We start from the raw sequence: 25,371 nt of genomic DNA, 5'->3' as shown, positions 1-25,371 counted from the left end.
ATGGCGGGATCAGCGACAGTGACGGCCGGCGAGCTCTGGCTTGCGATCCGGCGCGAGGCGGAGGCGGCGATCGCGGCCGATCCGTTCCTCGAGGCGTCGGCCGCCTTCATCCTAGATCAGGGCGACCTCGGCGGTGCGCTCGCTTTTCTGATCGGCCGGCATATCAGCCGCGCGGAAGAGGATCGCGCGCAGTTCGCGCGGACCGCCCGCGAAGCCTATGCGGCCGAGCCCGGGCTGGTCGATGCCGCGGCCACCGATCTCACGGCCATCGTGCGCCGTGATCCCGCGATCACGGGCTTCCTGCCGCCGCTCCTCAACTTCAAGGGCTTCGTCGCGCTGCAAGCCTGGCGGGTATCGAACTGGCTGTGGCGCGAGGACCGCCCCGACCTTGCGCTCATGATGCAAAGCGCGACGGCGGACCAGTTGCAGATCAGCATTCACCCATCGGCCCGGATCGGAACCGCGGTTTTCCTCGATCACGGCACCGGCATCATCATCGGCGCGCTGGCCTCGGTCGGCGACGAGGTCACGATTCTGCAGAACGTCACCATCGCGCGGCATCAGGATGATCCGCGCCGCGCGCCGAAGATCGGCCACGGCGTGCTGCTCAGCGCCGGCGCCACGGTGATCGGACATCTCTCCATCGGCGATTTCGCCAGGATCGGCGCCGGCGCGCTGGTGACGACGGATGTGCCCGCCGGCTGCACCGCCATCGGCGTGCCCGCGCGGCTGACCAATTGCGCGGAGGCGGGTACGCTTTCGTGAGGTGAGCACCCTCTCAGGCTCCTCTCCCCTTGCGGGAGAGGGTTGGGGAGAGGGGTGGCCCCGGGCGTGGTGTCAGAGATTGGATGATGCTGTTGCATCAGCGCGCAGCAGGTGTCGCCGCTCTAACTGGATGCGGAGCAAGTGCGCCCCTCTCCCCAACCCTCCCCCGCAAGGGCCGCAAGGGGGGAGGGATCCCTACTAGCGTGCTCGCCTCACTGCATGATGCGAAGCGACCGCCCCCTCACGCATTCGATCCATGGATCGCGTCGATCACCGCGTCGGTCACTTCCCTGGTCGTCGCCTTGCCGCCGACGTCGGGCGTCAGCACGCCGGCCGCGCACACCTTCTCGACCGCGGCCATCAGGCGCGCCGCGGCGTCCTTCTCGCCGAGATGCTCCAGCATCTGCGCACCGGTCCAGAAGGTCGCGACCGGGTTGGCGATACCCTTGCCGGTGATGTCGAAGGCCGAGCCGTGGATCGGCTCGAACATCGAGGGATAGCGGCGCTGCGGGTCGATGTTGCCGGTCGGCGCCACGCCGAGGCTGCCGGCCAGCGCGCCGGCGAGGTCGGAGAGGATATCGGCATGCAGATTGGTCGCGACGATGGTGTCGAGGCTCTTCGGATTGAGCGTCATGCGCACCGTCATGGCGTCGACCAGCATCTTGTCCCAGGTGACGTCGAGGAAGTCCTTCGCCACCTCGGCGGCGATCTCGTCCCACATCACCATGCCGTGGCGCTGCGCGTTCGACTTGGTCACCACGGTGAGGAATTTGCGCGGCCGCGACTGCGCGAGCTGGAACGCATAGCGCATGATCCGCGTCACGCCGACCCGGGTGAAGACAGCGACTTCGGTGCCGACCTCTTCCGGCAGGCCCTTGTGCGCGCGGCCGCCCATGCCGGCATATTCGCCTTCGGAATTCTCGCGCACGATCACCCAGTCGAGATCGCCGACGCCGACATTGCGCAGCGGCGAGGCGACGCCGGGCAGGATCTTGGTCGGCCGCACATTGGCGTATTGGTCAAAGCCCTGGCAGATCGGCAGGCGAAGGCCCCACAGCGTGATGTGGTCGGGCACATCGGGCGCGCCGACCGCGCCGAAATAGATCGCGTCGAAGTTCTTCAGCTCCGCGAGCCCGTCGGCCGGCATCATCACGCCGTGCTTCTTGTAATAGTCCGAGCCCCAGTCGAAGGTCTTGACGTTAAAGCTGATGTCGCCGCTGCGCTCGGCCAGCGCCTCCAGCACGCGGACACCCGCGGAGATCACTTCGGGGCCGATGCCGTCGGCGGGAATGGCGGCGATGGAATGGATACGCATGGGATCTCTCCGATCGATGGTTAGCGGGTTCGCACGGGATTGGGTTGCGGTTCGGATTGTGCCGGCGCGCTCTGCGCGCGCGACAGCAGCAGCGTGAGCACGCCCGAGAGCACCAGGAGGCCGGCGACGAAATAAAGACCGCCGTCGAAACTGCCGGTGCGCTCCTTGATCCAGCCGATCATTGCCGGCCCGACGAAGCCGCCGAGATTGCCGATCGAGTTGATGGTGGCGATCCCGGCCGCTGCGGCCGAGCCGGACAGGAACATGGTCGGCATGCTCCACAGCGGCGGCTTCGACGAGGAGATGCCGATATTGACCAGGGTCAGCGCCGCGATCACGGCGGCAAGGCCGGTCCACAGCCCGGCGAGCGCAAGTCCCGCCGCGGCCATCAGGCAGGCCAGCACCACGTGCCAGGTGCGCTCGCCGGTGCGGTCGGAATGTCGCGCCCATAGCACCATTGCGATGACGGCAACCGTCGCCGGTACGGCGTTGAGGAAGCCGACCTGGATCGACGACAGGCCGAACGCCTTGATGATCTGCGGCGCCCACACCCCAAGTGTGTAGAGCCCGGCCGAGGTGCCGAAATAGACCAGCGCCAGCGCCAGCACCCGCGGGTCGGCGAGGCCGCGCCAGATGCTGTGGCTCGCGGTCGTGGCCTTGCCGTCGTTCTCGGCCTTCATGGTCTTGACCAGCCAGGCGCGCTCGTCGTCGGCCAGCCATCTGGCCTGCTCCGGCCGGTCGGTCAGGAAGCCCAGCACGACGAAGCCCAGCAGCACGGCGGGCACGGCCTCCAGCACGAACAGCCATTGCCAGCCCTTGAAGCCGAGCATTCCGTCCATCTCCAGCAGTGCGCCGGAGAGCGGCGAGCCGAGCACGGTTGAGAGCGGCGCCGCCGCCATGAACAGCGCGGTGACGGCGGCGCGCTGCCGCGCCGGGAACCAGTAGGAGAGATAGAGAATGATGCCGGGGAAGAAGCCGGCTTCGGCGGCGCCGAGCAGGAAGCGCAGCACGTAGAAGCTGGTCGCGCCCTGCACCAGCGCCATCGCCGCCGAGACCAGGCCCCAGGTGATCATCACCCGCGCGATCCAGATCCGCGCGCCGATCTTGTGCAGGATGATGTTGGAGGGCACCTCGAACAGGAAGTAGCCCCAGAAGAAGATACCGGCGCCGAAGCCATAGACGGTCGGCGACAAGCCGATGTCCTTGTTCATGGTCAGCGAGGCGAAGCCGATATTGACGCGGTCGATGAAGGCCACGAAGTACAGCAGCATGATGAACGGCACGATGCGCAGTGAGATCTTGCGCAATACGCGCGCGCCAAGCTGGCTTTCCATGGGCTTCTTCCCGGGTTCGTCTTGTTTGTTGGGACGGCGCCTGTCGCGCGCCACCGGGAAGCCTAGAAGCTCGCGCCCTTCCGCTTCAATCCGCGCCGGTTTATACAAAAAAATGATATAATCGGACCCGACCTCACTTGGCGTCATGCCCGGCCTGTGCCGGGCATCCACGTCTTGGCGGCAAAGAAAAGACATGGATGGCCGGGACAAGCCCGGCCATGACGAACGCGGGGCATAAGGAAGCGACGTCTTGGAACTGCACCAGCTTCGTTGCTTCGTCGCGGCTGCCGAGGAACTGCATTTCGGCCGCGCGGCGCAGCGCCTGCAGATGATGCCGTCGGCGCTCGGCCGCCACATCAAGCTGCTGGAGGAGGATCTCGGGGTGCGGCTGTTCGCGCGCACGACGCGCGCGGTGTCGCTGACCGAGGACGGCGCTGTGCTGCTGCGCGAGGGCCGCGCGCTGCTCGGCCGCGCTGAGGCGATCGAGAACGGCTTTCGCCGTCGGCTGCGCAAGCCACAGGCGCGCCGCTTCCGGATCGGCGCGATCGACAGCGCGGCGGCCGGCCTGCTGCCGCCGCTGCTGCGCGACCTCCGCGCCGCCCATCCTGATGTTGCGGTGCAACTGCTCGAGGAGAAGACCATCCGCCTGCTGCCGAAGCTGCTGTCTGGCGCGCTCGACCTTGCGTTTGTGCGCCCGCCGGAGCGGCCCGACCGCCGCATCGAGTTTGTCCCGCTGTTGCAGGAGACCGCCGTGGTGGCGCTGTCGCACAAGCACGCGCTGGCGCGGCGCAAGCAGATCGTGCTGCCCGACATCGCGGATCAGCCCCTGATCGTGCCGGAACGCCGCTCGCGGCCGCACAGCCACGATCTGACGACAAAACTGTTCGACGAGGCCGGGCTGACGCCGCGTATCCAGGAGATCGCCGACGAGAAGCAGACCATCGTCAACATGGTCGCGGCAAGGCTCGGCGTCGCCATCGTGCCGCGCTGGACCACACGGATGGCGATCCCCGGCGTCCGCTTTGTGCCGCTCCGCCTGAAGCGCGGCAGCAGCGCCGGCCGCCTGCCGCTCGCCGCAGCCTGGCTGAAAGGCTCCCGCGATCCGGTCCGCGACCAGGTGATCGCGGTGCTTGAGGCAAGGTTGAAGAGTTACGCGCGCGAGGCGTGAACACGTCCCTCTCTCTCTTCATTCCGGGGCGTGCGAAGCGCGAGCTCGGAATCCATTCCACCACGCGTTTTGCGGATCGATGGATTCGGGACCTGTGTTGCAAAACGCGGAGCCTCTGTCTTCAACCAATGGAAGGATCATTCGATTTTTCAACCGTGTCGTCGCGAGGCATGGAGCGCGGCAACACCTGTGCCCATTTCGGCGGCAGAAAGTTCCTCGATCAACTGAAACGCATGGCGCAGAAAGTTCCACCGATCCCGTTCTATTTCGACCTAATGTGAATCGCGGCGCAATGCTCGCGAGAACCAAGGCAAGTCTGATGTCACGCTGTTGCATCGATGTTCCGCTTCAACGGATACGATTGCAGTGCGCCGCCACATAAGCGCCCTTTGTTACTTCTTGAATGCATGTCGAGTAACAACCGAAATCCCGAGCCGCATCATGGCGGCTTTGGACCAAGGGAAAGTGATGATGTGGACAGCCCGACACTGCTCGATCCGTCTGCTTGTTGTGCTTGCGACGGCAGTCTCCTCATTCCCAGCCATGGCTCAGGTGAGCAAGGGCAGTCCTTCCGCCGTGGCACCCGCAGCGCCCGCCGCACCAACTGCGGCACCGGCCTCGTCGAGCAAGGTCTCATTAGGTGCCATTCGGTGGGACAATTGGAGTCTCGACAGTCCCTATGGGCAGGTCCTGGCCGACCCTGGATTGCGCGCGCGCGCTCCGTATTACACAGAGCGTCTGCCGAACGGAAATCTCGGTTTTCCCGGAAACACCGAACGAGCACTGAATGCGGACGTGCATTACGCGAAGTCCGCAGGCTTGGATTATTTCATCTTCGGCTACTACCTGGAGAGTTCGTCCTGGGGACGCGATCCCAGTCGAGCCGTGGCGCTCAATCGGGCGTTGGGAAATTTTCTTCGGCTTCCAGACAAGCTCGGCATCAAATACGCGCTGAATTTCAACCTGTCATTCCCCCCTCGTGATGTGCCGATGGTGAGTGATGCAATCAGCAAAGCGGTAGCTGGGCCGGATTACATGCGGGCGAGCGACGGCTCGGCGCCTGTGTTCTTCCTGCTTGGTACGATGACCCCGTGGATAAAGGGGCTTGGGGGTGAAGAGGGTACAAAGGCGGCCCTGAAGGATATGAGGGATCGGGTCAAGGCCGCGACCGGCCGAGATCTCTACCTGGTTGCCTTGCTCTTCAACCTGTCCGAGACGGAGCCCGTTGCTCACAGGATAGGATTTGATGCGGCGAGTACATATGCGACCGCCCTTGGGTCGAATGGAAAATCCCTGCCGTACGCCAGTTGCGCGGCTCTTGCACAGAAAGCCTGGCAAGCCGAAGCCCAGAATGGTTCTGGAGGCTTCCTACCAACCGTGACGCTTGGCTGGGATTATCGACCGGCTTTGCGCGATCCTCAGGAACTGAAAACTCGCAAGCCGAATCCGGACTGGTGTCAACCTGCCACCGATGAGGAATGGACACGGCAAATCCGTGCTGCAATCAGTCAGGCGGCCAACAATCCGCGCAACGATCGCTTCAAGAGCGTTGTGATCTATGCCTGGAACGAGAGCTCCGAAGGCGGCTGGATTCAGCCGACGCTGTCTGAAGGCGTGCGGCGTCTCAAAGTGATCGCCAACGCGGCGGGCCGACGCCCGACACTTCCGCCGTTCAAGCTGGTGTGGCCGACGCGGATCGATCCGAAGGCGTGTGCCGTCGGTTCGTCATCGATCTCAACTACAACGGCTGGCGCCGGATGCAAATCGGCCAGTGATTCGATGACAACTGCGTGGCCATGTCCGCCAGGCATGCAGATTGCAGGCGAGGAATTGCGCCAAGCACCGTCGGAGGATGGAGAAAAAATACCGCTTATCTGGCAGGAGAGGCTCTGCACGCCACAGGGCAAACAACAGCGATCAGTTAATTGAGTCAATATCGACAGGGGGTTCCCAATGGATGAAGTCTGGAGTGATGAGAATACCTTCGTGATCAACAACATGAAGTTTGGCCTGATCAGGCAGAACTTCAATGATGCCAGGACGACGAAGGATTCCATCGCGATCATCAAGAACCGCGGGATGATTGATCGCTACAAAAGCCTCATTCGCGAGAACGGGGTTACCAATATCCTGGAATTCGGCATCTTCGAAGGTGGTTCGGCTTTGCTTCTTGCCGCGATCGAGGAACGTATCAAGTTCGTCGGGATCGATATCAGACCTGCGAGCCCAGCGGTGCTTGGCCTGATCCGCGACCACGGTCTGACGGACCGCGTCAAATTATACTACAATACGTCGCAAGGCGACACCGCGCGCGTCCAGACCATCATCAGGACGGAATTCCCCGGCCAGCGAATAGATATGATTATCGACGACGCCTCGCATCAATACGAGCTCTCGCGAGCAAGCTTCGAGGCGTCCTTCCATTATCTCAAGAGCGATGGTCTCTATCTGATCGAAGATTGGGCCTGGGCTCATTGGGAGGAGCCCTATCAGACGCAGCAATGGACCGATATGCCCGCCCTCACCAATCTGATCTTCGAGCTCGTCATGCTCTGTGGGAGCCGGCCCGATATCATTTCGGAAATGAGCGTTCAGAAGGCGATAGCCATTTTCCGCAAGGGCGAACAAGAGGTCGGAAACTTCAGCCTGTCAAAGCTCTACCGTCATCGCAACAGGTGGACCCCCGCACTGTGACGATGCGCCCGGCTCTTGCCGGAGAGCACACGAGCTCGATCGCTTCCCCCACAACGCGTTATGCCCGGCCTTGCGCCGGGCATTCACGTCTTGGCCGCATAAAAAGCTGTTCGAGGCCGGGCTGACGCCGCGTATCCAGGAGATCGCCGACGAGAAGCAGACCATCGTCAACATGGTCGCAGCAAGGCTCGGCGTCGCCATCGTGCCGCGCTGGACCGCACGGATGGCGATCCCCGGCGTCCGCTTTGTGCCGCTCCGCCTGACGCGCGGCAGCAGCGCCGGCCGCCTGCCGCTCGCCGCCGCCTGGCTGAAAGGCTCCCGCGATCCGGTCCGCGACCAGGTGATCGCGGTGCTTGAGGCAAGGTTGAAGAGTTACGCGCGCGAGGCGTGAGGCTGCCTCGTTGCGTGATGCCTCGACGGCCGATGAATGATTTTGGCCGGTTGACCTAGGTCAACGCGACCTGCGCTGGCCGGGTGAGCGTGTCCGGCATGGCGAAGCGTCAGGACTGGGTCATGATCGCAGGGTGCGTCGCTACCGCTTTGGCGGTGGTGGCGCTCGTCGCCCTTTTCTCTGCCTGAGCTGTGTCGCCCCGTAGTGTTACGGGGTGTCCAGCTAGGTACCTGAGATAACTGGGTAATTCCCAAAGCTCGAACACCGCTGGCACAAACTGCACTGGCTTGCCGAGTTCCTCCCGGCATAGCTTCCCCTTCCAACGTAGGGCGGCGTTATGGGCAACCTACTTTACAGCGTGTTTGTCGTGCTGATGGGGCTGAGCCCGGTCATCCTCGTGGCGATTGCCATGTTCATAAATTGAGGGCCAGGGCTGTGTCTTTCGGCGTGCCAACCACTGATCCATTCCGCTGGCGTGCTTAGTTAATAAATCCGCGATGCTTTAACCTGGTGAAAGGTTGGCGTCAGCGCGGGCGTGTACGCTCGCGCCCATGAATTGGGACCTGCTGTATTTCCGCCTCTCGCTCGTCTGGATGGCGATCACCGCTGTCATGCTGGTCTACGTGCTGGTCGCATAGGGGCTGCCTCTCCGTCGTCGAAGCCTTCCGCCGATATTTTCCTCACGCGCCGATCGGACATGCCGCCAGAATGCGAAGCTGCGTCACCATTAAGGCTGTCATCGCCCGGCTCGCAGTTCAGCCCGGGCGATCCAGTACGCCGCGGCCTCTCGGCTCAGGCACGACTGCCTCTGGAATACTGGATCACCGGCCCGCGCGCGTGATGACACCGCGTGCTCGGCTGTTTGACAATTGAATCTGCTCTACATCCCGTCATCCCAAGGTGCGAGCTCTTGCGAGCCTCGAAGGATGCACGGCCACCAGCCGGGCCGTCGCCCTTCGAGGCTCGCTCTGCGCGCACCTCAGGGTGACGGGAATGGCATCTTTGGGTCTAGCTCACATAGACAAGCTGGTAGACAAACGACTTGCCCCTCGCCGCGGCTCAAATCTCCCCGGTTTTGCGGGTCCGCCATGAGTTCCTCCTTTGTAGACTCGCGTTATGTTATAATATAACAGTCGTTGCATGGCGCATACGCACACCCACGAGGACCACCATCACGGCCACGCCCATCCCCACGGGCACAGCCACGCCCCGCACGCGCATCCGGCGCAGGCCGCGCACTGGTCGATCCTGCGCATGCCCGTGCCGGCCCGACTGCTCGCGGCGCTCGCGGTCAGTGCCGGCCTGTGGGCTGTCGTCTGGCTGGCGATGAGGTGAGACCTGTGGCTGCTCTTGTTACCTTCCGTGACGTCACGCTCGGTTATGACCGCCACCCGGCGGTGCATCATCTCAATGGCGCCGTCGAGGCGGGTGCGTTGCTCGCCGTGATCGGCCCGAACGGCGCCGGCAAGTCGACCCTGCTGCGCGGCATCGCCGGCGTGCTCAAGCCGCTGTCGGGCGTGATCGATCTCGACGGGCTGGATCATCGCGACATCGCCTATCTGCCGCAGTCTGCCGACATCGACCGCAGCTTCCCGATCTCGGTGTTCGATTTCGTCGGCACCGGGTTGTGGCGCTCCACCGGCTTCTTCGGCGGCATCGGCAAGGCCGCGCGCGAGAAGATTTTGGCGGCGCTCGCCGCCGTCGGCCTCAACGGATTCGAGAACCGCCCGATCGGCACGCTGTCCGGCGGCCAGACCCAGCGCATGCTGTTCGCGCGCGTGCTGTTGCAGGACGCCCGGCTGATCGTGCTCGACGAGCCGTTCAACGCCATCGACGCCAAGACCACCGCCGACCTGCTGGCGCTGGTGAAGCGGTGGAACGGCGAGGGGCGCACCGTGCTGGCGGCGCTGCATGACCTCGACATGGTGCGCAACAATTTCCCGGAGACGCTGCTGCTGGCGCGCGGCCCGGTCGAATGGGGACCGACCGTCGAGGCGCTGACGGCGGACAATCTGATGGTCGCAATGCGGATGTGCGAGGCGTTCGACGATAGCGCCGCGGCCTGCGCCGCCGATCCACGCTCGCGGGCCGCCTGACGCCGATGCTATCCGACGCGCTGGTCACGCCCTTCACCGAATTCGAATTCATGCGCCGCGCGCTGGCGGCGGTGATCGCGCTGTCGCTCGGCGGTGCGCCGATCGGCGTGTTCCTGATGCTGCGGCGGATGAGCCTGGTCGGCGACGCCATGGCGCATGCGATCCTGCCGGGGGCGGCGATCGGCTTCCTGCTGTCCGGGCTCAACCTGTTCGCGATGACGACCGGCGGCCTGATCGCGGGCTTTGCCGTGGCGCTGCTCGCCGGCCTCGTCGCCCGCACCACCGAATTGAAGGAGGACGCCTCGCTTGCGACCTTCTATCTGGTCTCGCTCGCGCTCGGCGTCACCATCGTGTCCATCAAGGGCACCAATATCGACCTGCTGCACGTGCTGTTCGGCAACATCCTGGCGATGGACGACCAGACGCTGCTGGTGATCGCGTTCAACGCCACCCTCACGCTCCTGGTGCTCGCGGTGATCTATCGCCCGCTGGTGATCGAATGCGTCGATCCGGTGTTTTTGCGCACCGTGAGCCGGGCCGGCGCGCCGGCGCATCTCGCCTTCCTCGCGCTGGTCGTGGTCAACCTCGTCAACGGCTTCCACGCGCTCGGCACGCTGCTCGGCGTCGGACTGATGATCCTGCCCGCGGGCATTGCGCGGTTCTGGTCGCGCGACATCACCACCATGATCTGCATCGCGGTGGTGAGCGCGATGCTGTCGGGCTATGCCGGACTGGTGCTGTCGTACCAGACCCGGATTCCATCCGGCCCCGCGATCATCCTGGTCGCGGCGGGGCTGTATATTGTGTCGCTGCTGTTCGGTAATGTCAGCGGCCTGGTGCGGCAGCTGTTTCCCGGCCGCCATCTCGAGGCGTGAGTACGATGCGGCGATTGTTCGGTTTGATTGGTCTGGCGCTGCTGCTGGCGAGTGGACCGGCGCGCGCCGCCGAGCGCATCAATGTCGTCGCGAGCTTCTCGATCCTCGCCGACATGGTGCGCAATGTCGGCGGCAATAATGTCGACGTGACGGCGCTGGTCGGGCCCGACGGCGACGCGCATGTCTACGCGCCGACGCCGGCGGATGCCAAGAAGGTCGCCGACGCCAAGCTCGTGGTGATCAATGGTCTCGGCTTCGAGGGCTGGATGCCGCGGCTGCTGCAGGCCTCGGGCAGCAAGGCGCCGGTCGCGGTGGCGACCAAGGGGATCATGCCACGAAAGATGGGCGGGCATGACGATCCGCATGCCTGGCAATCCGTGGCCAATGCGAAGATCTACGTCGTCAATATTCGCGACGGGCTGATCGCCGCGGCCCCCGACCACACAGCCATCTTCAAGGCCAATGCCGACGCCTATCTGGCCAAGCTCGAGGCGCTCGACCGCGAGGTGCATGAGGCGGTGGCGAAAGTGCCGGAGGCGCGGCGCAAGGTGATCTCGACCCATGGCGCCTTCGGCTATTTCGCCGACGCCTACGGCGTCACGTTCTTCTCGCCGCTCAGCGTGTCCACGGATTCCGAGCCCAGCGCGCGCGATATCGCCGCCATCATCGCCCAGATCAAGGTTGCGAAAATTCCGGCAGTTTTTCTCGAAAATATCAGCGATCCCCGCCTGATCGAGCGGATCGCGGCCGAGACCGGCGCCCGGGTCGGCGGCACCCTGTATTCGGACGGTTTGACGGCCGAAAAGGGCGATGCACCCACTTACATTGATATGGTCAGGCACAATATAAAGGCCCTGATCAGCGCGCTCGCCGAGTAGGGCAGGGGCCTCCCTGCCTGGATTGAGCGCGGCCCTAAGTTCCTTCGGAGTTGTTATGGCTGAAGCTTCGCAAAAAATTCCTGTGACCGTGCTGACGGGCTATCTCGGCGCCGGCAAGACCACGCTGTTGAACCGCATCCTGTCGGAAAACCACGGCAAGAAATACGCCGTCATCGTCAACGAATTCGGCGAGATCGGCATCGACAACGACCTCATTATCGGCGCCGATGAGGAAGTGTTCGAGATGAACAATGGCTGCGTCTGCTGCACGGTGCGCGGCGACCTCGTCCGCATCATGGACGGCCTGATGAAGCGCAAGGGCAAGTTCGACGCCATCATCGTCGAGACCACCGGCCTTGCCGATCCCGCGCCGGTCGCGCAGACCTTCTTCGTCGACGAGGACGTGCAGAAGAACGCCCGGCTCGACGCGGTCGTGACCGTCGCCGATGCCAAATGGCTGAGTGACCGCCTCAAGGACGCGCCGGAAGCCAAGAACCAGATCGCGTTCGCCGACGTCATCGTGCTGAACAAGACCGACCTGGTCTCCAAGCCCGAGCTCGCCGAGGTCGAAGCCCGCATCCGCGGCATCAATCCCTATGCCAAGCTGCACCGCACCGAGCGTTGCCAGGTCGGGCTGACCGACGTGCTGGAGCGCGGCGCGTTCGATCTCGACCGCATCCTGGAGATCGAGCCGGATTTCCTCGAGGCCGGCGACGATCACGACCATGATCACGATCATCATCACCATGATCATAATCACCACCACCATGATCACGAGCACGGCCATGCCGGGTTGAAGCATTATCACGACGAGGACATGCAATCGCTGTCGCTGCGTTCGGAGAAGCCGCTCGACCCGACCAAGTTCATGCCTTGGCTGCAGCAGCTCGTCGCCACCGAGGGCCAGAAGATCCTGCGCTCGAAGGGCATCCTCGCCTTCACCGGCGATGACGACCGCTACGTGTTCCAGGGCGTCCACATGATGCTGGAGGGCGACCATCAGCGGAAATGGAAGGACGGCGAGAAGCGCGAGAGCCGCGTCGTGTTCATCGGTCGCGAACTGCCCGAGCAGGCGATCCGCGACGGCTTCGAGCAGTGCATCACCACGTGATGAAAGAGTTCGATCCGGGCGAGGCCCCTTCTTCCATCGTTTCGATCACCGACCGGGTCAAGCCGCTGCCGCTCGGCGCGGCGGTGAGCTCGGTGCATTTCCTCGGCGACCGCGCGTTCTTCGTCGGCTCCGAGGAGGGCGTTGCGATCGCGACCGCCGACGGCGAGATCACGCGGACGCAGACGCATTTCGGCGCCATCCTGTGCGCCGCCTCCGACGGTAAGCGGCTCGTCACCGGCGGTGACGACGGCAAGCTGATCGCGATCGACGCCAAGGGCGAGACCTCTGTCATTGCGACCGACGCCAAGCGGCGCTGGATCGACAACGTCGCCCTGCACAGCGACGGCACGCTGGCATGGTCGGCGGGCAAGACCGCGTTCGTGCGCAATCCGAAGGGCGAGGAAAAAACCTTCGAGGTACCGTCGACCGTCGGCGGGCTAGCCTTTGCGCCGAAGGGCCTGCGGCTTGCGATCGCGCATTACAACGGCGTGACCTTGTGGTTTCCCAACATGGCGGCCAATCCGGAGTTTCTGGAATGGGCCGGCTCGCATCTCGCCGTCATGTTCAGCCCGGACAACAAATTCCTCGTCACCGCGATGCACGAGCCCGCGATGCATGGCTGGCGGCTCGCCGACAACCGGCATATGCGGATGAGCGGCTATCCCGGCCGGGTGCGCTCGATGTCATGGAGTGTCGGCGGCAAGGGGCTCGCGACCTCGGGCGCCGATACCGTGATCGTCTGGCCGTTCACCAGCAAGGACGGCCCGATGGGCAAGGAGCCGGCGATGCTGGCGCCGATGCCGGCGCGGGTCGCCGTGGTCGCCTGCCATCCGAAGAACGACATCATGGCGGTCGGCTATGCCGACGGCACCGTGCTGATGGTCCGGCTCGAGGACGGCGCCGAGATCCTGGTGCGCCGGAACGCCGGCACGGCGGTGTCGGCGCTCGGATGGAATGCCAAGGGCACGCTGCTCGCCTTCGGCACGGAAGATGGTGACGCGGGCATCGTGGAAATGTAAGAGATCGCGGCAGACGAAGCGTTTTCGAGCGAAGTGGGTACCGGTTCGCGTGAAGAAAACGCGTCAAAAGACGAAGCTCGCGCCGGGGCCGCAGCGTCATGCGATTTCTCACCACGTTCCAGCTCGCCGACTTCATCGACACGCTGGTCAGCCTGACCACGGCCTTTGTATTCGGCACCCTGATCGGCGCTGAGCGGCAGTACCGACAGCGCACCGCGGGTCTGCGCACCAATGTGCTGGTCGCGGTCGGCGCTGCCGCCTTCGTCGACCTCGCGATGCATCTGGCCGGCGCCGACGGCGCGGTGCGGGTGATCGCCTATGTGGTGTCGGGGATCGGCTTCCTCGGCGCCGGCGTCATCATGAAGCAGGGCATGGACGTGCGCGGCCTCAACACCGCGGCCACGCTATGGGCCTCGGCCGCGGTCGGCTCCTGCGCCGGTGCCGACCTCGTGGCGCAGGCGGCGGCGCTGACCGTGTTCGTGATCGCCGGCAACACGCTGCTGCGTCCGCTGGTCAACGCCATCAACCGCATCCCGCTGAACGAGAAGGCCTCGGAGGCGACCTACTACTTCAAGCTCGCGGTCACTCCCGAGGCATTGCCCGACATGCGCGACCGCCTGGTCGAGAAGCTGGAGGCAGCGAACTACCCGGTTGCCGATGTCGACGTGGTCGAGGCCGGCGACGACTTCCTCGAGATCGTGGCGACGCTGGTCTCGACCGCGGTCGAGCCCAACGAGTTGAACGCCGTGGTGGTCGACCTGCAGCATCAGCCCGGCGTGCGGCACGCGACCTGGGAGGTCAGCACCACGGATTGAGCCGAGGTTCCCGCAGGCACCGCTTCGGAACCATGCCGTGGCGGGATCGTTGACCCCGCGGACAAGGCGCAGGTGAACGAGATGGCTGTGGATCGGACCAGGTTGCGAATCGACATGCTGATCGCCTCGACGCTGGTGGCGGCGGGCGTTGCGATCGCAGTGCTTTCGCTGCACGCGATCAATGCCGCTCCGCCGCAAGAGATCGCGCAGGCGACCCAGCCGCTGCAACCGACGCCGACGCCCGAGCCGCAGCAGACGGCGCCACCGGCCGAGTCGAAGCCCGGCGGCGAGCGGCCGACCACGCCGGCGCCGCAGCCCGCGCGTCCCGACGATGAGGCACGGAAGTCCGGCGCCAAGCCGGTGCTGCCGCCCGCGCCCGCGGAGAAGACCGCGCCGCCGATCGAGAAAAAGTAAGCGCGCCGCGGCCCGCATTGTGACGCGGATTTGACGGACGCTGCCGATTATACGGTCTCGCCTCCGCCGCCGGCGCCCTCCATAATCTGTCGTCTCGCCAACGACAGATGGGGCCTGCCATGAAGATCGAGGACGTCCGGCGCACCGCCTATTCGATGCCGCTCACCAACCCGTCGTTTCCGCCGGGGCCCTACCGGTTCTTCGACCGCGAATATTTCATCATCACCTACAAGACCGACCTGGAAGCGCTCGCCGCCGTGGTGCCGGAGCCGCTCGAGGTCGCCGAGCCGGTGGTGAAGTACGAGTTCATCCGCATGCCGGACTCGACCGGCTTCGGCGACTACACCGAGACCGGGCAGGTGATCCCGGTTCGCTTCAGGGGTGAGGAGGGCGCCTACACCCACGCAATGTATCTCGACGATGAAGGCCCGATCGCCGGCGGCCGCGAGCTGTGGGGATTTCCGAAGAAGCTGGCAAAGCCCAGGATCGAGGTCGAGAGCGATGTGCTGGTCGGCTCGCTGCATTACGGCTCGGTGCTCTGCGCCTCCGCCACCATGGGCTACAAGCATCGCAAGGTCGACCACGACACCGTCTTGAAGTCGATGACGGCGCCGAACTTCATTCTGAAGATCATCCCGCATGTCGACGGCAGCCCGCGGATCTGCGAGCTGGTGCGGTTTCATCTGGAAGACATCACGCTGAAGGAGGCCTGGACCGGCCCCGCCGCGCTCGGCCTGTTTCCGCACGCGCTGTGCGACGTCGCCCGCCTGCCGGTGCGCGAGGTGGTCTCGGCGCTGCATTTCAAGGCAGACCTGACGCTCGGCCTCGGCTCGGTCGCGTTCGACTACATGGCGAGATGACGAAGTCATTCCGGGGCATCGCGTCGGCGATGGACCATGGTGCGCACTCGCGCACCTGCGAATCTCGCGCCACGATTTCGAGATCCCGGGTCTGCGCGCCTAAGCGCGCATCCCGGGATGACCCTGTCAGCGCACCAGAATATTCTTGAACTGCCAGGGATCGCTGGTGTCGATGTCTTCCGGAAACAGTCCCGGACGATCCGTCAGCGGGGTCCAGTCGGTGTAGAAACCCTTCACCGGGCCGAGATACGGCAGCTGGATTTCCAAGAGACGATCGAAATCCATCTCGTCGGCTTCGACGATGCCTTCGTTCGGATTCTCCAGCGCCCACACCATGCCGCCGAGCACGGCGGACGTCACCTGCAGGCCGGTGGCGTTCTGATACGGCGCGAGCTTGCGGGTCTCCTCGATGGAGAGCTGCGAGCCGTACCAGTAGGCATTGTTGTCATGGCCGAACAGCAGCACGCCGAGCTCGTCGATGCCGTCGACGATCTCGTTCTCATCGAGGATGTGGTGCTTTTCCTGCATCTTCGCTGCGCGGCCGAACATTTCATGCAGCGACAGCACGGCGTCATCGGCCGGGTGATAGGCATAGTGGCAGGTCGGCCGATAGATCGCCGTGCCCGATGCGTCACGCACCGTGAAGTAATCGGCGATCGAGATCGACTCGTTGTGGGTGACGAGGAAGCCATACTGCGCGCCGCGGGTCGGGCACCAGGTGCGCACGCGCGTGTTGGCGCCGGGCTGCATCAGATAGATGGCGGCGCCGCAGCCGGCTTCGTGGGTGTGCGCATTCTCGGGCATCCATTTCTCATGGGTGCCCCAGCCGAGTTCGGACGGCTGCACGCCTTCCGACAGGAAACCTTCCACCGACCAGGTGTTGACGAAGACGTCAGGCTCCTTCGGCGACTTGGAGCGCTGGGTGTCGCGTTCGGCGATGTGGATGCCCTTCACGCCGGCCTGCCGCATCAAGTCCGCCCATTCGGCCTTGGTCTTCGGCTTCGGGGCATTGAGCTTCAGATCGGCGGCGACGTCGAGCAGCGCCTGCTTGACGAAGAATGAGACCATGCCGGGATTGGCGCCACAACAGGAGACGGCCGTCGTCGAGCCCGCGGGGCGCGCCTTCTTGGCGGCCAGCGTCACTTCGCGAAGCGCGTAATTGGAGCGCGCTTCCGGGCCCTTCGAGGAATCGAAATAGAAGCCGAGCCAGGGCTCGTTGACGGTGTCGATGTAGAGAGCGCCGAGTTCGTTGCACAGCTCCATGATATCGGTCGAGCCGGTATCGACCGACAGATTGACGCAAAAGCCCTGGCCGCCGCCTTCGGTGAGCAGCGGGCTCAGCAGGTCGCGATAATTGTCCTTGGTCACGGCCTTCTGGATGAATTTGACGTTGTGCTTCTCGCAATGCGCCTTGCGGCCCTCGTCCTTGGGGTCGATCACGGTGACGCGCGACTTGTCGTAATCGAGATGCCGCTCGATCAAAGGCAGCGTGCCTTTGCCGATCGAGCCGAAGCCGATCATAACAATGGGACCTGTGATCTTCGCGTAGATCTGCGAGGCGGGGCTCATCATTTTCTCCAGGAGAGTGCCTAGCGGCGGATAGGGTGGATCAGGGGTTGCGACGCTTCGCGGTGACTTCGATCTCGACCTTCATCTCGGGCTTGTAGAGCCCCGCGACGATCAGCATCGTTGCGGCCGGGCGGATGTCGCCGAGGACCTCGCCGCAGACCGCGAAATGGGCATCCACGTCACGGGCGTCGGTGAGGTAGTAGGTCGCGCGGACGATGTCGGCCATCGCAAAGCCTCCCTCCTTGAGGGCGGCCTCGATGGTCTTGAAGCAGTTCCGTGACTGGCTCGTGACATCTGCCGGCATGGTCATCGTGGCGTAGTCATAGCCGGTGGTTCCCGCGACGAAGGCGAAGTCGCCGTCGATCACGGCACGGCTGTAGCCGGCGGTCTTCTCAAAGGGCGAGCCGGTGGAAATCAGGCGGCGGGACATATTGGACCTCGACTGAAAATGGCTTTGCGCGGGGTTTACGGGCATTTTTGGCGCCCGCGCAACCCCTTGGTTCAGGCCTGGTGCGGCCGGCACTAATGGGACTGCAGCGTGCTGTCCGGCGACGATGGCGGCGTGCCGGTCCAGCGCCGGCCCAGGATATCCCTGACGATCATCACCGAGATCAGAATCAGCATGACCGTGGTGACGAGGCCACGCCAACGCGGGCGCGCGCCATCGGTGATGGGAAGGTGCTCCGACATGGCGGCCCGCCTTACGCCGCGTGCGGCACGGCGAGCGGTGCCTTCCGGGTCCGGGATCGCGTCCGCGGTGCCTTGGCCTCGGGCAGCGGCGCGCCGGTCGGCGTGATCATGCCCCAGGCGCCATCCAACGCGCCTGCGACAAGCTCGACGCCGAGCAGCCGCTCGCGCTCGAACGTGCCCGGCAGCGACAGCTCGCCGGTCTTGGCCGCCGTGAAGCCGAAGCGGGCGTAGTAGGGCGCATCGCCAAGCAGGATCACGGCGCCGTGGCCGCGCGCCTTGGCCACCGCCAGCGCACGCCGCATCAGCGCGGCGCCGACGCCGAGGCCGCGGCAGTCGTCATCGACTGCCAGCGGCCCCAGCATCAGCGCGCTGCGGCCCCCCGCGCTGACGTGCCACAACCGCACGGTTCCAACCAGCCGGCCTTCCTGGCGCACGGCCGCAAGGCTCAGGCCTTCGGCGGGCGCGCGTCCGTCGCGCAGGCGCTGGCAGGTGCGCGTATGGCGATTACAGCCAAAGCAGGCATCCAGCAGCGCTTCGCGTGCGACGACGTCCGAGCCACGCTCCGCACGGATCGCGAACGGGGCGGCATCTCGGATGAGGGCAACGGGGGTGTTCCGTTTTGCAGTCATGGCACGTCAGTCCCCGCTTGCAACGGCATGTCGTACGCCGCGGCAAGCGTCGTTCAGGAAAAATCAAAAATGATCGGGAAGGAGCCGGCGGGGCCGGCTCCCGGTTTATCGGGCCTCGAAAACGAGGCGGGTCAGATGTGGTAGGTCTTCAGCGGCGGAATGCCGTTGAACGCCACCGACGAGTAGGTCGACGTATAGGCGCCGGTGCCTTCGATCAGCAGCTTGTCGCCGATCTCGAGCGTCACCGGGAGCGGATACGGCAGCTTCTCGTACAGCACGTCGGCGCTGTCGCAGGTCGGGCCCGCGAGCACGCACGGCGTCATGTCCGCCCCGTCATGCGGGGTGCGGATGGCGTAGCGGATCGACTCGTCCATCGTCTCGGCGAGACCGCCGAACTTGCCGATGTCGAGATACACCCAGCGCACCTCGTCCTCGTCGCTCTTCTTCGAGATCAGAACGACTTCGGTCTCGATGATTCCAGCATTGCCGACCATGCCGCGGCCCGGCTCGATGATCGTCTCCGGAATCTGGTTGCCGAAATGCTTGCGCAGCGCGCGGAAGATCGACCGGCCATATTGCAGGACCGGAGGAACGTCCTTGAGGTACTTGGTCGGGAAGCCGCCGCCCATGTTGACCATGGTGAGGTTGATCCCGCGCTCGGCGCAGTCACGGAACACGGTCGACGCCATCGCGAGCGCGCGGTCCCACGCCTTCACCTTGCGCTGCTGCGAGCCGACATGGAACGAGATGCCGCACGGCTCCAGGCCCAGGCGCTTGGCGAGGTCGAGCACGTCGACCGCCATCTCCGGGTCGCAGCCGAACTTGCGCGACAGCGGCCACTCGGCGCCGGCGCAGTCATAGAGGATGCGGCAGAACACCTTGGCGCCGGGGGCGGCGCGGGCGATCTTCTCGACCTCGGCGGCGCAATCGACCGCGAACAGGCGAATGCCGAGCGCGAAGGCACGCGCGATGTCGCGCTCCTTCTTGATCGTGTTGCCATAGGAGATGCGGTCCGGCGTCGCACCGGCGGCCAGCGCCATCTCGATTTCCGCAACCGTCGCGGTGTCGAAGCAGGAGCCGAGCGAGGCCAGCAGCGACAGCACTTCGGGCGCCGGGTTGGCCTTCACCGCATAGAACACGCGGCTGTCCGGCAGCACCTTCGCGAAGGTCTGGTAATTGTCGCGCACGACTTCGAGGTCGACGACGAGGCACGGCTCGGTGTCGAGTCCATCCTGGCGGCGGTGGCGCAGGAATTCCTGGATACGTTCAGTCATGGCACTCTCCAACGGTCCCAGCGACGGGATCCGCATCAACGTGACGTCGGGTAAGAGCGCTTCGGCCACATCGCGCGATGGAGGCGCGTTGAGGCCAAGAGACTCAAACCAGACTGTGCTGCCGTGGATTGGTTGGGAGAGTTTCCCGCCCGATCACCTGGCAATGAAGGACAAGCCTTTTCAGTAGCCCGGGCCGGCGTTGGACCGCCGGTAGAGACCAAAAAAGCCCGATCCGTCGTTGCTTTAAGTCGCGTCCCCCGTTGAGAGCGGGGTGCGCCGGTTCGCCTCCGGCTGCCAGTCACGGTTGCAAAGAGTGGTGAGACCTTCAACGGCATCCCTGGAGAGAGATGCTGGCCGCCTCGTGTCCTGATGGACGTAAGCGACCCTCGGTTCTTCCACCCCTTGGCGGCTGTCCGGCCTCTTGTCCGGATACCTACCGACTGACACACGACCACAGGCACGTGCGAAATTGGGCAAGGCAGGAAATAAGTCTTTTGACTTCGTGGCGCAAGAATTTTTTTGCGATAGCGGCAAATTTCCCTAACGCGTGCTTGCGATGTCGCGCGCAGCACGCGTCGGACGCGCTGAAGATGAACGGCTGTTAAGAATGACTAACGAAGCGTGTGTGCGTTTTAGCCCTGTGCCGCAGTGCTTTCTTGAATCGCTCAAACTCACGCGCGACGCGTGAACGGCTCGACGCGCTGAGCTGCGCGGATGAAGGCGATCATGATCAGCACGCCGATGCCGAACAGCACCGCCTGCAGGATGTGCGCGGCGACGTCGTCGAGCCCGAGCAGAATCGCGAGCGCCCAGCCGCCGGCGAACGCCGCGCCGAACACTTCCGCGCCGATCAGGATCGCCGCCGAGATCACGGTGATGACGCTTGGCCAGGCGATGGTGCGGTTGCCTGAGTTGGAGGGCTGCATGGTCATGAAATAGGTCCTGTTCAGGGGGCGCAATCTCTCCGAAAAGTGCCCATCTATCAAGCGCAAAAGGCCCAAAAATGCCGTATCGCGTGATATAGATTGGGCAGCATTTTCAAGGCGAAAAACGGGACATTCGATGTCAGAAACCAGCGCAGACGCCAAGGCTCAGGCTCTTGCCAACCCCCTCCTGAAGGCATGGCGGACGCCGCTCGAGACGCCGCCGTTCGCCGAGATCAAGCCGGAGCATTTCCTCCCCGCTTTCGAGCAGGCTTTCGCCGATCATTCCGCGGAAGTGACTGCGATCACCCATGATCCGGCGCTGCCCGACTTCGACAACACCATCACCGCGCTGGAGCGCTCCGGCAAGCTGCTGTCGAAGGTCTCGGCGGTGTTCTACGACCTGGTCTCGGCGCATTCGAGCCCGGCGATCCTGGAGATCGACAAGGAGGTGTCGCCCCGGATGGCGCGGCACTGGAATCCGATCATGATGAACGCTGTGCTGTTTGGCCGCATCGCCATGCTGCACGAGAAGCGCGCCTCCCTCGGCCTGACTGGCGAGCAGATGCGGCTGCTGGAACGCACCTACACCCGCTTCCGCCGCTCCGGCGCCGGCCTCGACGATGCGGCAAAGGCCCGCATGGCCGAGATCAACGAGCGCCTCGCCCATCTCGGCACCTCGTTCAGCCACCATCTGCTCGGCGACGAGCAGGAGTGGTTCATGGAGCTCGGCGAGGCCGACCGCGCCGGCCTCTCCGACACATTTGTGGCGGCTGCCAAGGCTGCGGCGGAAGAGCGCGGCATGCAAGGCAAGGCGATCGTGACGCTGTCGCGCTCCTCGGTCGAGCCGTTCCTGCAGAGCTCGTCGCGGCGCGACCTGCGCGAGAAGGTCTACAAGGCCTTCACGGCGCGCGGCGACAATGGCAACGCCAACGACAACAACGCCACCATCGTGGAGATCCTCAGGCTGCGCGAGGAGACCGCCAAGATCCTGGGCTTCCCGACCTACGCCGCCTACCGCCTCGAGGATTCCATGGCCAAGACGCCGGAGGCCGTACGCGGCCTCCTGGAGCGGGTCTGGAAGCCGGCGCGAGCGCGGGCGCTCGCCGACCGCGACGCGCTGCAGGCGCTGATCGCGGAGGAGGGCGGCAATTTCACCCTCGCGTCCTGGGACTGGCGCTACTACGCCGAGAAGCTGCGCCAGCGCCGCGCCAATTTCGACGATTCCGCGATCAAGCCCTATCTGGTGCTCGACCACATGATCGAGGCCGCGTTCGACTGCGCCACCCGCCTGTTCGGCGTCACCTTCGAGGAGCGCAAGGATATCCCGGTGTGGCACCCGGACGTCCGGGTCTGGGAGGTCAAGGGCCGCGACGGCCAGCACAAGGCGCTGTTCTACGGCGACTACTTCGCGCGGCCCTCGAAGCGCTCCGGCGCCTGGATGACCTCGCTGCGCGACCAGCAGAAGCTCGACGGTGCCGTCGCGCCGCTGGTCATCAATGTCTGCAACTTCGCCAAGGGCGCCGATGGCGCGCCGTCGCTGCTGTCGCCCGACGACGCGCGGACCCTGTTCCACGAGTTCGGCCATGGCCTGCACGGCATGCTGTCCAACGTGACCTATCCGTCACTGTCCGGAACCAGCGTGTTCACCGACTTCGTCGAGCTGCCCTCGCAGCTCTATGAGCACTGGCAGGAGCGGCCCGAGGTGCTGCAGCGCTTCGCCCGCCACTACGAGACCGGGGAGGCACTACCGGACGATTTGCTCAAGCGCTTCCTTGCCGCGCGCAAGTTCAACCAGGGCTTTGCCACCGTGGAGTTCGTCTCCTCTGCGCTGGTCGACCTCGAATTCCACACCCAGCCGGCAGCGGCGAGCTGGGATGTCCGCGCCTTCGAACAGAAGGAGCTGGAGAAGATCGGTATGCCCGCCGAAATCTCGCTGCGGCACCGGCCGACCCAGTTCGGCCACATCTTCTCCGGCGACCACTATGCCTCCGGCTACTACAGCTACATGTGGTCGGAGGTGATGGACGCCGACGCCTTCGGCGCCTTCGAGGAGGCCGGCGACATCTTCGATCCCGCGACCGCCAAGCGGCTGCATGACGACATCTATTCGTCGGGCGGCTCGCGCGATCCGGAGGAGGCCTATGTCGCCTTCCGCGGCCGCGAGCCCGAGCCGGACGCGCTGCTGCGCCGTCGCGGCCTGCTCGAAACGCCCGAGGCGGCCTGAGGTGCGGCCGTCGTTGAACCGGCTGATCGGCTGGCTCGTGCTTGCGGTGTCCGTCGTGCTCGGCACGGCGGCCGCCGAGGCCCATCCGCATGTCTGGATCGTCGCCAGGAGCGAGCTGATCTACGCGCCCGACGGCACCATCACCGGGGTCCGGCACGCCTGGACGTTTGACGACATGTTCTCGACCTACGCGCTGCAGGGCATCGAGACCAAGGTGAAGGGCGCCTACAGCCGCGAGGAGCTGGCGCCGCTGGCGCAGACCAATGTCGAATCGCTGAAGGAATACGCCTACTTCACCTTCGCCAAGGGCGACGGCAAGAAGCAGAAGTTCACCGAGCCGGTCGACTATTTCCTCGAATACAAGGATTCGGCGCTGACGCTGCACTTCACCTTGCCGGTGAAGACGCCGTTCAAGGCCAGGCAGCTCGCGCTCGAAGTGTTCGACCCGACCTATTTCATCGACTTCCAGTATGCCGAGAAGGAGCCGGTCAAGCTGGTCGGCGCCGCGGCGGGCTGCAAGATGCAGTTCGAACGGCCGAATAGCGACGGCACCGCAGCCGCGCAGAAGCTCGGCGAGCAGACCTTTCTCGACGGCGGCAACGGCAATTTCGGCATGATGTTCGCCAACAAGGTCTCGGTGGAGTGCCTATGACGCCGACCGTCTCGCGCATGACGCGCGGCCTCGTCGTCACAGCCGCCGTGGTCGCTGCAATAGCATTGCTTGATGGCGCCGTTCATGCGCTGCTGGCGCAAAATCCGTTCGGCGCGCCGCGCGCGGCGGAGCCGCAGGGCGGCCTGGTCGGCTGGCTGCTGGCGAAACAGTCGGAGTTTTACCGCGAGATCTCCCAGACCATCCGCGCCGCGAAATCCGACGGTTCGGCGGTCTGGACGCTGCTTGCGATCTCCTTTGCCTACGGAATCTTCCATGCCGCCGGCCCCGGCCACGGCAAGGCGGTGATCTCGTCCTACATGATCGCCAATCGCGAGACCGCGCGGCGCGGCATCGTGCTGTCGTTCGCCTCGGCGCTGATGCAGTCGGTGGTCGCCGTTCTGATCGTGGGCATCTGTGCCTGGCTGCTCAACGCGACCGCGAAGACGATGTGCGGGGCGGAGAAGGCGATCGAGATCGCAAGCTACGCGCTGATCGCGGCGTTCGGCGCCCGGCTGGTGTGGGTCAAGGGCGGCAGCTTCTTCCGCGCCCTGCAGGCGCCGCGGCCGGCGCTGGCGATGGCCGGCGCGCATCATCACGACCACCATGATCACGATCACCACGACCACCGCCATGATCACCATCACCGTCACGCGCATGACGATCACGGGCATCATCATGATCACGGTCACGATCACGGGCATGACGCGCAGCACGTCCGTGACGAGCATTGCGGCCATTCGCACGGGCCGACGCCGGCCGAGCTCGCCGGTCCCGGCGGCTGGCGGCGGGGGCTCGGCGCGATCCTCACGGTCGGGATCCGGCCCTGCTCGGGCGCGATCCTGGTGCTGGTGTTCGCGCTGGCGCAGGGCCTGTTCTGGGCCGGCATTGCCGCGACCTTCGTGATGGGGCTCGGCACCGCCATCACGGTGGCGGCGATCGCGCTGGTCGCGGTGTCGGCGCGCGGCGTGGCCGAGCGGCTGAGCGCGGCGCGCGACGGCGGCGGCATGGTGATCATGCGCGGCCTGGAGTTCGCCGCCGCGGGCCTTGTGCTGCTGTTCGGGCTCGGGCTGCTGTTCGGCTACATCGCGGCCGAACGGGCGACGTGCCTGTAGGGTCCCACTCCAGGTTATCCGTCATCCTGAGGAGCCTGCGTAGCAGGCGTCTCGAAGGATCGACGGTCACCAGCCGGGCCGTGCATCCTTCGAGACGCGCGCGAGGGCGCGCTCCTCAGGATGACGGGGAGGGGAGCGGATTCGCACTCAACTCGTCAGATACCCTCTGATCGCCGGCAGCAGGAAGATCGCGATGTTGATCGCAAATCCGATGCTCCAGAGGATCGAGCGCAGCGTCGGGCGGTTGCCGATATAAGTGAAGACGTAGGCGATCCGCACGATCAGGAACAGCACGGCGAGCTCGTCGATCAGCCGCAGCGGGCCGACGCGGAATTCGGCGAGCAGCACGGCGAAGGCGAAGAACGGGAAGGCTTCGATGCCGTTCTGGTGCGCGCCGAGCGCCCGCGAGCGGATCGGATCGTCGTAGAAGTCGGGATCGCGCGGTCTGGCATTGTCGAAGCTGCGGAAGCCGGTCCACTTCACCGATACGATCGTCAGCAGCGAGAGCATCAGCGTCCCGAAGACGCACCATTCGGCGATCGTCATGGTTCCCCCTTATT

General features: G+C 64.9%; 26 protein-coding genes. 17 read left to right on the top strand and 9 right to left on the bottom strand.

Annotated features, from left to right (window positions below; genetic code table 11):
* Window positions 1-765 (top strand): serine O-acetyltransferase, encoded by a 765-nt coding sequence (locus tag ACVIYL_RS03605; RefSeq protein ID WP_456777767.1) that lies wholly within the window; start codon window positions 1-3, stop codon window positions 763-765.
* Between the two features lie 241 nt (window positions 766-1,006).
* Here the strand turns inward: ACVIYL_RS03605 and ACVIYL_RS03600 are convergent, their stop codons facing one another.
* Together ACVIYL_RS03600 and ACVIYL_RS03595 are read right to left on the bottom strand one after the other, a co-directional pair.
* Window positions 1,007-2,080, bottom strand: a complete 1,074-nt coding sequence (locus tag ACVIYL_RS03600) for a tartrate dehydrogenase (RefSeq protein ID WP_456777766.1) — start codon at window positions 2,078-2,080, stop codon at window positions 1,007-1,009.
* A gap of 20 nt (window positions 2,081-2,100) precedes the next feature.
* The gene (locus ACVIYL_RS03595; RefSeq protein ID WP_456777765.1) at window positions 2,101-3,414 is read right to left on the bottom strand and encodes an MFS transporter; all 1,314 of its coding nucleotides are present in this window, start codon (window positions 3,412-3,414) and stop codon (window positions 2,101-2,103) included.
* Between the two features lie 250 nt (window positions 3,415-3,664).
* Between ACVIYL_RS03595 and ACVIYL_RS03590 the strand changes: the two genes are divergently transcribed.
* From ACVIYL_RS03590 to ACVIYL_RS03530, 13 genes are all read left to right on the top strand, one after another.
* Entirely contained in the window at window positions 3,665-4,582 is a 918-nt protein-coding gene (locus ACVIYL_RS03590) for a LysR family transcriptional regulator (protein ID WP_456777764.1), read from the top strand.
* A gap of 441 nt (window positions 4,583-5,023) precedes the next feature.
* Window positions 5,024-6,511, top strand: a complete 1,488-nt coding sequence (locus ACVIYL_RS03585) for a glycoside hydrolase family 71/99 protein (RefSeq protein WP_253604473.1) — start codon at window positions 5,024-5,026, stop codon at window positions 6,509-6,511.
* A gap of 24 nt (window positions 6,512-6,535) precedes the next feature.
* Window positions 6,536-7,276 (top strand): class I SAM-dependent methyltransferase, encoded by a 741-nt coding sequence (locus ACVIYL_RS03580; protein ID WP_057016230.1) that lies wholly within the window; start codon window positions 6,536-6,538, stop codon window positions 7,274-7,276.
* A 70-nt stretch (window positions 7,277-7,346) separates the two neighbouring features.
* Window positions 7,347-7,667 (top strand): LysR substrate-binding domain-containing protein, encoded by a 321-nt coding sequence (locus ACVIYL_RS03575; protein WP_456777763.1) that lies wholly within the window; start codon window positions 7,347-7,349, stop codon window positions 7,665-7,667.
* A 1,140-nt stretch (window positions 7,668-8,807) separates the two neighbouring features.
* Window positions 8,808-9,002 (top strand): hypothetical protein, encoded by a 195-nt coding sequence (locus ACVIYL_RS03570; RefSeq protein WP_038384372.1) that lies wholly within the window; start codon window positions 8,808-8,810, stop codon window positions 9,000-9,002.
* Between the two features lie 5 nt (window positions 9,003-9,007).
* The gene (locus tag ACVIYL_RS03565) at window positions 9,008-9,763 is read left to right on the top strand and encodes a metal ABC transporter ATP-binding protein (protein ID WP_456777762.1); all 756 of its coding nucleotides are present in this window, start codon (window positions 9,008-9,010) and stop codon (window positions 9,761-9,763) included.
* 5 nt (window positions 9,764-9,768) lie between these two features.
* Complete coding sequence (locus tag ACVIYL_RS03560) at window positions 9,769-10,638, top strand: metal ABC transporter permease (protein ID WP_168857863.1); 870 nt, start codon at window positions 9,769-9,771, stop codon at window positions 10,636-10,638.
* 5 nt (window positions 10,639-10,643) lie between these two features.
* Window positions 10,644-11,516, top strand: a complete 873-nt coding sequence (locus ACVIYL_RS03555) for a metal ABC transporter substrate-binding protein (RefSeq protein WP_253604471.1) — start codon at window positions 10,644-10,646, stop codon at window positions 11,514-11,516.
* A gap of 55 nt (window positions 11,517-11,571) precedes the next feature.
* Complete coding sequence (locus ACVIYL_RS03550; protein ID WP_225163849.1) at window positions 11,572-12,627, top strand: CobW family GTP-binding protein; 1,056 nt, start codon at window positions 11,572-11,574, stop codon at window positions 12,625-12,627.
* The gene (locus ACVIYL_RS03545) at window positions 12,627-13,646 is read left to right on the top strand and encodes a WD40 repeat domain-containing protein (RefSeq protein WP_176937088.1); all 1,020 of its coding nucleotides are present in this window, start codon (window positions 12,627-12,629) and stop codon (window positions 13,644-13,646) included. The genes ACVIYL_RS03550 and ACVIYL_RS03545 overlap by 1 nt, the downstream gene beginning before the upstream one ends.
* 98 nt (window positions 13,647-13,744) lie before the next feature.
* The gene (locus ACVIYL_RS03540; protein ID WP_038384367.1) at window positions 13,745-14,461 is read left to right on the top strand and encodes an MgtC/SapB family protein; all 717 of its coding nucleotides are present in this window, start codon (window positions 13,745-13,747) and stop codon (window positions 14,459-14,461) included.
* An 81-nt stretch (window positions 14,462-14,542) separates the two neighbouring features.
* Window positions 14,543-14,875, top strand: coding sequence for a hypothetical protein (locus ACVIYL_RS03535; RefSeq protein ID WP_253604469.1), 333 nt, complete (start codon window positions 14,543-14,545; stop codon window positions 14,873-14,875).
* 119 nt (window positions 14,876-14,994) lie between these two features.
* Entirely contained in the window at window positions 14,995-15,735 is a 741-nt protein-coding gene (locus ACVIYL_RS03530; protein ID WP_456777761.1) for an acetoacetate decarboxylase, read from the top strand.
* Between the two features lie 126 nt (window positions 15,736-15,861).
* Here ACVIYL_RS03530 and ACVIYL_RS03525 read toward each other — a convergent pair whose 3' ends face one another.
* The 6 genes from ACVIYL_RS03525 to ACVIYL_RS03500 all read right to left on the bottom strand — a co-directional run bounded on the left by ACVIYL_RS03525 (window position 15,862) and on the right by ACVIYL_RS03500 (window position 20,829).
* Window positions 15,862-17,304: a homospermidine synthase gene (locus ACVIYL_RS03525; RefSeq protein WP_456777760.1), complete on the bottom strand. Its 1,443-nt coding sequence runs from the start codon at window positions 17,302-17,304 to the stop codon at window positions 15,862-15,864.
* A gap of 40 nt (window positions 17,305-17,344) precedes the next feature.
* Window positions 17,345-17,734: a RidA family protein gene (locus ACVIYL_RS03520; protein WP_076827703.1), complete on the bottom strand. Its 390-nt coding sequence runs from the start codon at window positions 17,732-17,734 to the stop codon at window positions 17,345-17,347.
* A gap of 92 nt (window positions 17,735-17,826) precedes the next feature.
* A complete protein-coding gene (locus ACVIYL_RS03515; RefSeq protein ID WP_456777759.1) occupies window positions 17,827-17,994 on the bottom strand; it encodes a hypothetical protein in 168 nt (55 codons plus the stop codon).
* Between the two features lie 11 nt (window positions 17,995-18,005).
* A complete protein-coding gene (locus ACVIYL_RS03510) occupies window positions 18,006-18,623 on the bottom strand; it encodes a GNAT family N-acetyltransferase (protein WP_456777758.1) in 618 nt (205 codons plus the stop codon).
* Window positions 18,624-18,754: 131 nt separating this feature from the next.
* Window positions 18,755-19,897 carry a type III PLP-dependent enzyme gene (locus tag ACVIYL_RS03505; RefSeq protein ID WP_057016239.1) on the bottom strand — a complete coding sequence of 381 codons (1,143 nt, stop codon included), beginning with the start codon at window positions 19,895-19,897 and terminating at the stop codon, window positions 18,755-18,757.
* Window positions 19,898-20,568: 671 nt separating this feature from the next.
* Entirely contained in the window at window positions 20,569-20,829 is a 261-nt protein-coding gene (locus tag ACVIYL_RS03500) for a hypothetical protein (RefSeq protein WP_168857868.1), read from the bottom strand.
* Window positions 20,830-20,959: 130 nt separating this feature from the next.
* On the opposite strand from ACVIYL_RS03500, the gene ACVIYL_RS03495 reads away from it, so the two are divergent.
* The 3 genes from ACVIYL_RS03495 to ACVIYL_RS03485 are packed head-to-tail and all read left to right on the top strand — an operon-like array spanning window position 20,960 to window position 24,811.
* A complete protein-coding gene (locus ACVIYL_RS03495; protein ID WP_456777757.1) occupies window positions 20,960-23,047 on the top strand; it encodes a M3 family metallopeptidase in 2,088 nt (695 codons plus the stop codon).
* Window positions 23,048-23,060: 13 nt separating this feature from the next.
* Window positions 23,061-23,699: a DUF1007 family protein gene (locus tag ACVIYL_RS03490; RefSeq protein ID WP_456781773.1), complete on the top strand. Its 639-nt coding sequence runs from the start codon at window positions 23,061-23,063 to the stop codon at window positions 23,697-23,699.
* Complete coding sequence (locus ACVIYL_RS03485) at window positions 23,696-24,811, top strand: nickel/cobalt transporter (protein ID WP_456777756.1); 1,116 nt, start codon at window positions 23,696-23,698, stop codon at window positions 24,809-24,811. Before ACVIYL_RS03490 ends, ACVIYL_RS03485 begins: the two co-directional genes overlap by 4 nt.
* A gap of 147 nt (window positions 24,812-24,958) precedes the next feature.
* Here ACVIYL_RS03485 and ACVIYL_RS03480 read toward each other — a convergent pair whose 3' ends face one another.
* Window positions 24,959-25,357 carry an MAPEG family protein gene (locus tag ACVIYL_RS03480; protein WP_016842609.1) on the bottom strand — a complete coding sequence of 133 codons (399 nt, stop codon included), beginning with the start codon at window positions 25,355-25,357 and terminating at the stop codon, window positions 24,959-24,961.
* Between the last annotated feature and the right edge of the window lie 14 nt (window positions 25,358-25,371).

This window comes from Bradyrhizobium sp. USDA 3315 (assembly GCF_054056795.1).
The sequence above is the reverse complement of the archived record's forward strand: the minus strand, read 5'-3'. Positions and strand labels throughout refer to the sequence as shown.

Bases quoted from the DNA above. Each gene is read 5' to 3' on its own strand.
- ACVIYL_RS03500 (WP_168857868.1), bottom strand. From the start codon at position 20,829: ATGACCATGCAGCCCTCCAACTCAGGCAACCGCACCATCGCCTGGCCA.
- ACVIYL_RS03550 (WP_225163849.1), top strand. From the start codon at position 11,572: ATGGCTGAAGCTTCGCAAAAAATTCCTGTGACCGTGCTGACGGGCTAT.
- ACVIYL_RS03570 (WP_038384372.1), top strand. From the start codon at position 8,808: ATGGCGCATACGCACACCCACGAGGACCACCATCACGGCCACGCCCAT.
- ACVIYL_RS03520 (WP_076827703.1), bottom strand. From the start codon at position 17,734: ATGTCCCGCCGCCTGATTTCCACCGGCTCGCCCTTTGAGAAGACCGCC.
- ACVIYL_RS03545 (WP_176937088.1), top strand. From the start codon at position 12,627: ATGAAAGAGTTCGATCCGGGCGAGGCCCCTTCTTCCATCGTTTCGATC.
- ACVIYL_RS03605 (WP_456777767.1), top strand. From the start codon at position 1: ATGGCGGGATCAGCGACAGTGACGGCCGGCGAGCTCTGGCTTGCGATC.
- ACVIYL_RS03515 (WP_456777759.1), bottom strand. From the start codon at position 17,994: ATGTCGGAGCACCTTCCCATCACCGATGGCGCGCGCCCGCGTTGGCGT.
- ACVIYL_RS03555 (WP_253604471.1), top strand. From the start codon at position 10,644: ATGCGGCGATTGTTCGGTTTGATTGGTCTGGCGCTGCTGCTGGCGAGT.
- ACVIYL_RS03505 (WP_057016239.1), bottom strand. From the start codon at position 19,897: ATGACTGAACGTATCCAGGAATTCCTGCGCCACCGCCGCCAGGATGGA.
- ACVIYL_RS03580 (WP_057016230.1), top strand. From the start codon at position 6,536: ATGGATGAAGTCTGGAGTGATGAGAATACCTTCGTGATCAACAACATG.
- ACVIYL_RS03600 (WP_456777766.1), bottom strand. From the start codon at position 2,080: ATGCGTATCCATTCCATCGCCGCCATTCCCGCCGACGGCATCGGCCCC.
- ACVIYL_RS03480 (WP_016842609.1), bottom strand. From the start codon at position 25,357: ATGACGATCGCCGAATGGTGCGTCTTCGGGACGCTGATGCTCTCGCTG.
- ACVIYL_RS03535 (WP_253604469.1), top strand. From the start codon at position 14,543: ATGGCTGTGGATCGGACCAGGTTGCGAATCGACATGCTGATCGCCTCG.
- ACVIYL_RS03595 (WP_456777765.1), bottom strand. From the start codon at position 3,414: ATGGAAAGCCAGCTTGGCGCGCGCGTATTGCGCAAGATCTCACTGCGC.
- ACVIYL_RS03560 (WP_168857863.1), top strand. From the start codon at position 9,769: ATGCTATCCGACGCGCTGGTCACGCCCTTCACCGAATTCGAATTCATG.
- ACVIYL_RS03485 (WP_456777756.1), top strand. From the start codon at position 23,696: ATGACGCCGACCGTCTCGCGCATGACGCGCGGCCTCGTCGTCACAGCC.
- ACVIYL_RS03495 (WP_456777757.1), top strand. From the start codon at position 20,960: ATGTCAGAAACCAGCGCAGACGCCAAGGCTCAGGCTCTTGCCAACCCC.
- ACVIYL_RS03540 (WP_038384367.1), top strand. From the start codon at position 13,745: ATGCGATTTCTCACCACGTTCCAGCTCGCCGACTTCATCGACACGCTG.
- ACVIYL_RS03585 (WP_253604473.1), top strand. From the start codon at position 5,024: ATGGCGGCTTTGGACCAAGGGAAAGTGATGATGTGGACAGCCCGACAC.
- ACVIYL_RS03530 (WP_456777761.1), top strand. From the start codon at position 14,995: ATGAAGATCGAGGACGTCCGGCGCACCGCCTATTCGATGCCGCTCACC.
- ACVIYL_RS03510 (WP_456777758.1), bottom strand. From the start codon at position 18,623: ATGACTGCAAAACGGAACACCCCCGTTGCCCTCATCCGAGATGCCGCC.
- ACVIYL_RS03525 (WP_456777760.1), bottom strand. From the start codon at position 17,304: ATGAGCCCCGCCTCGCAGATCTACGCGAAGATCACAGGTCCCATTGTT.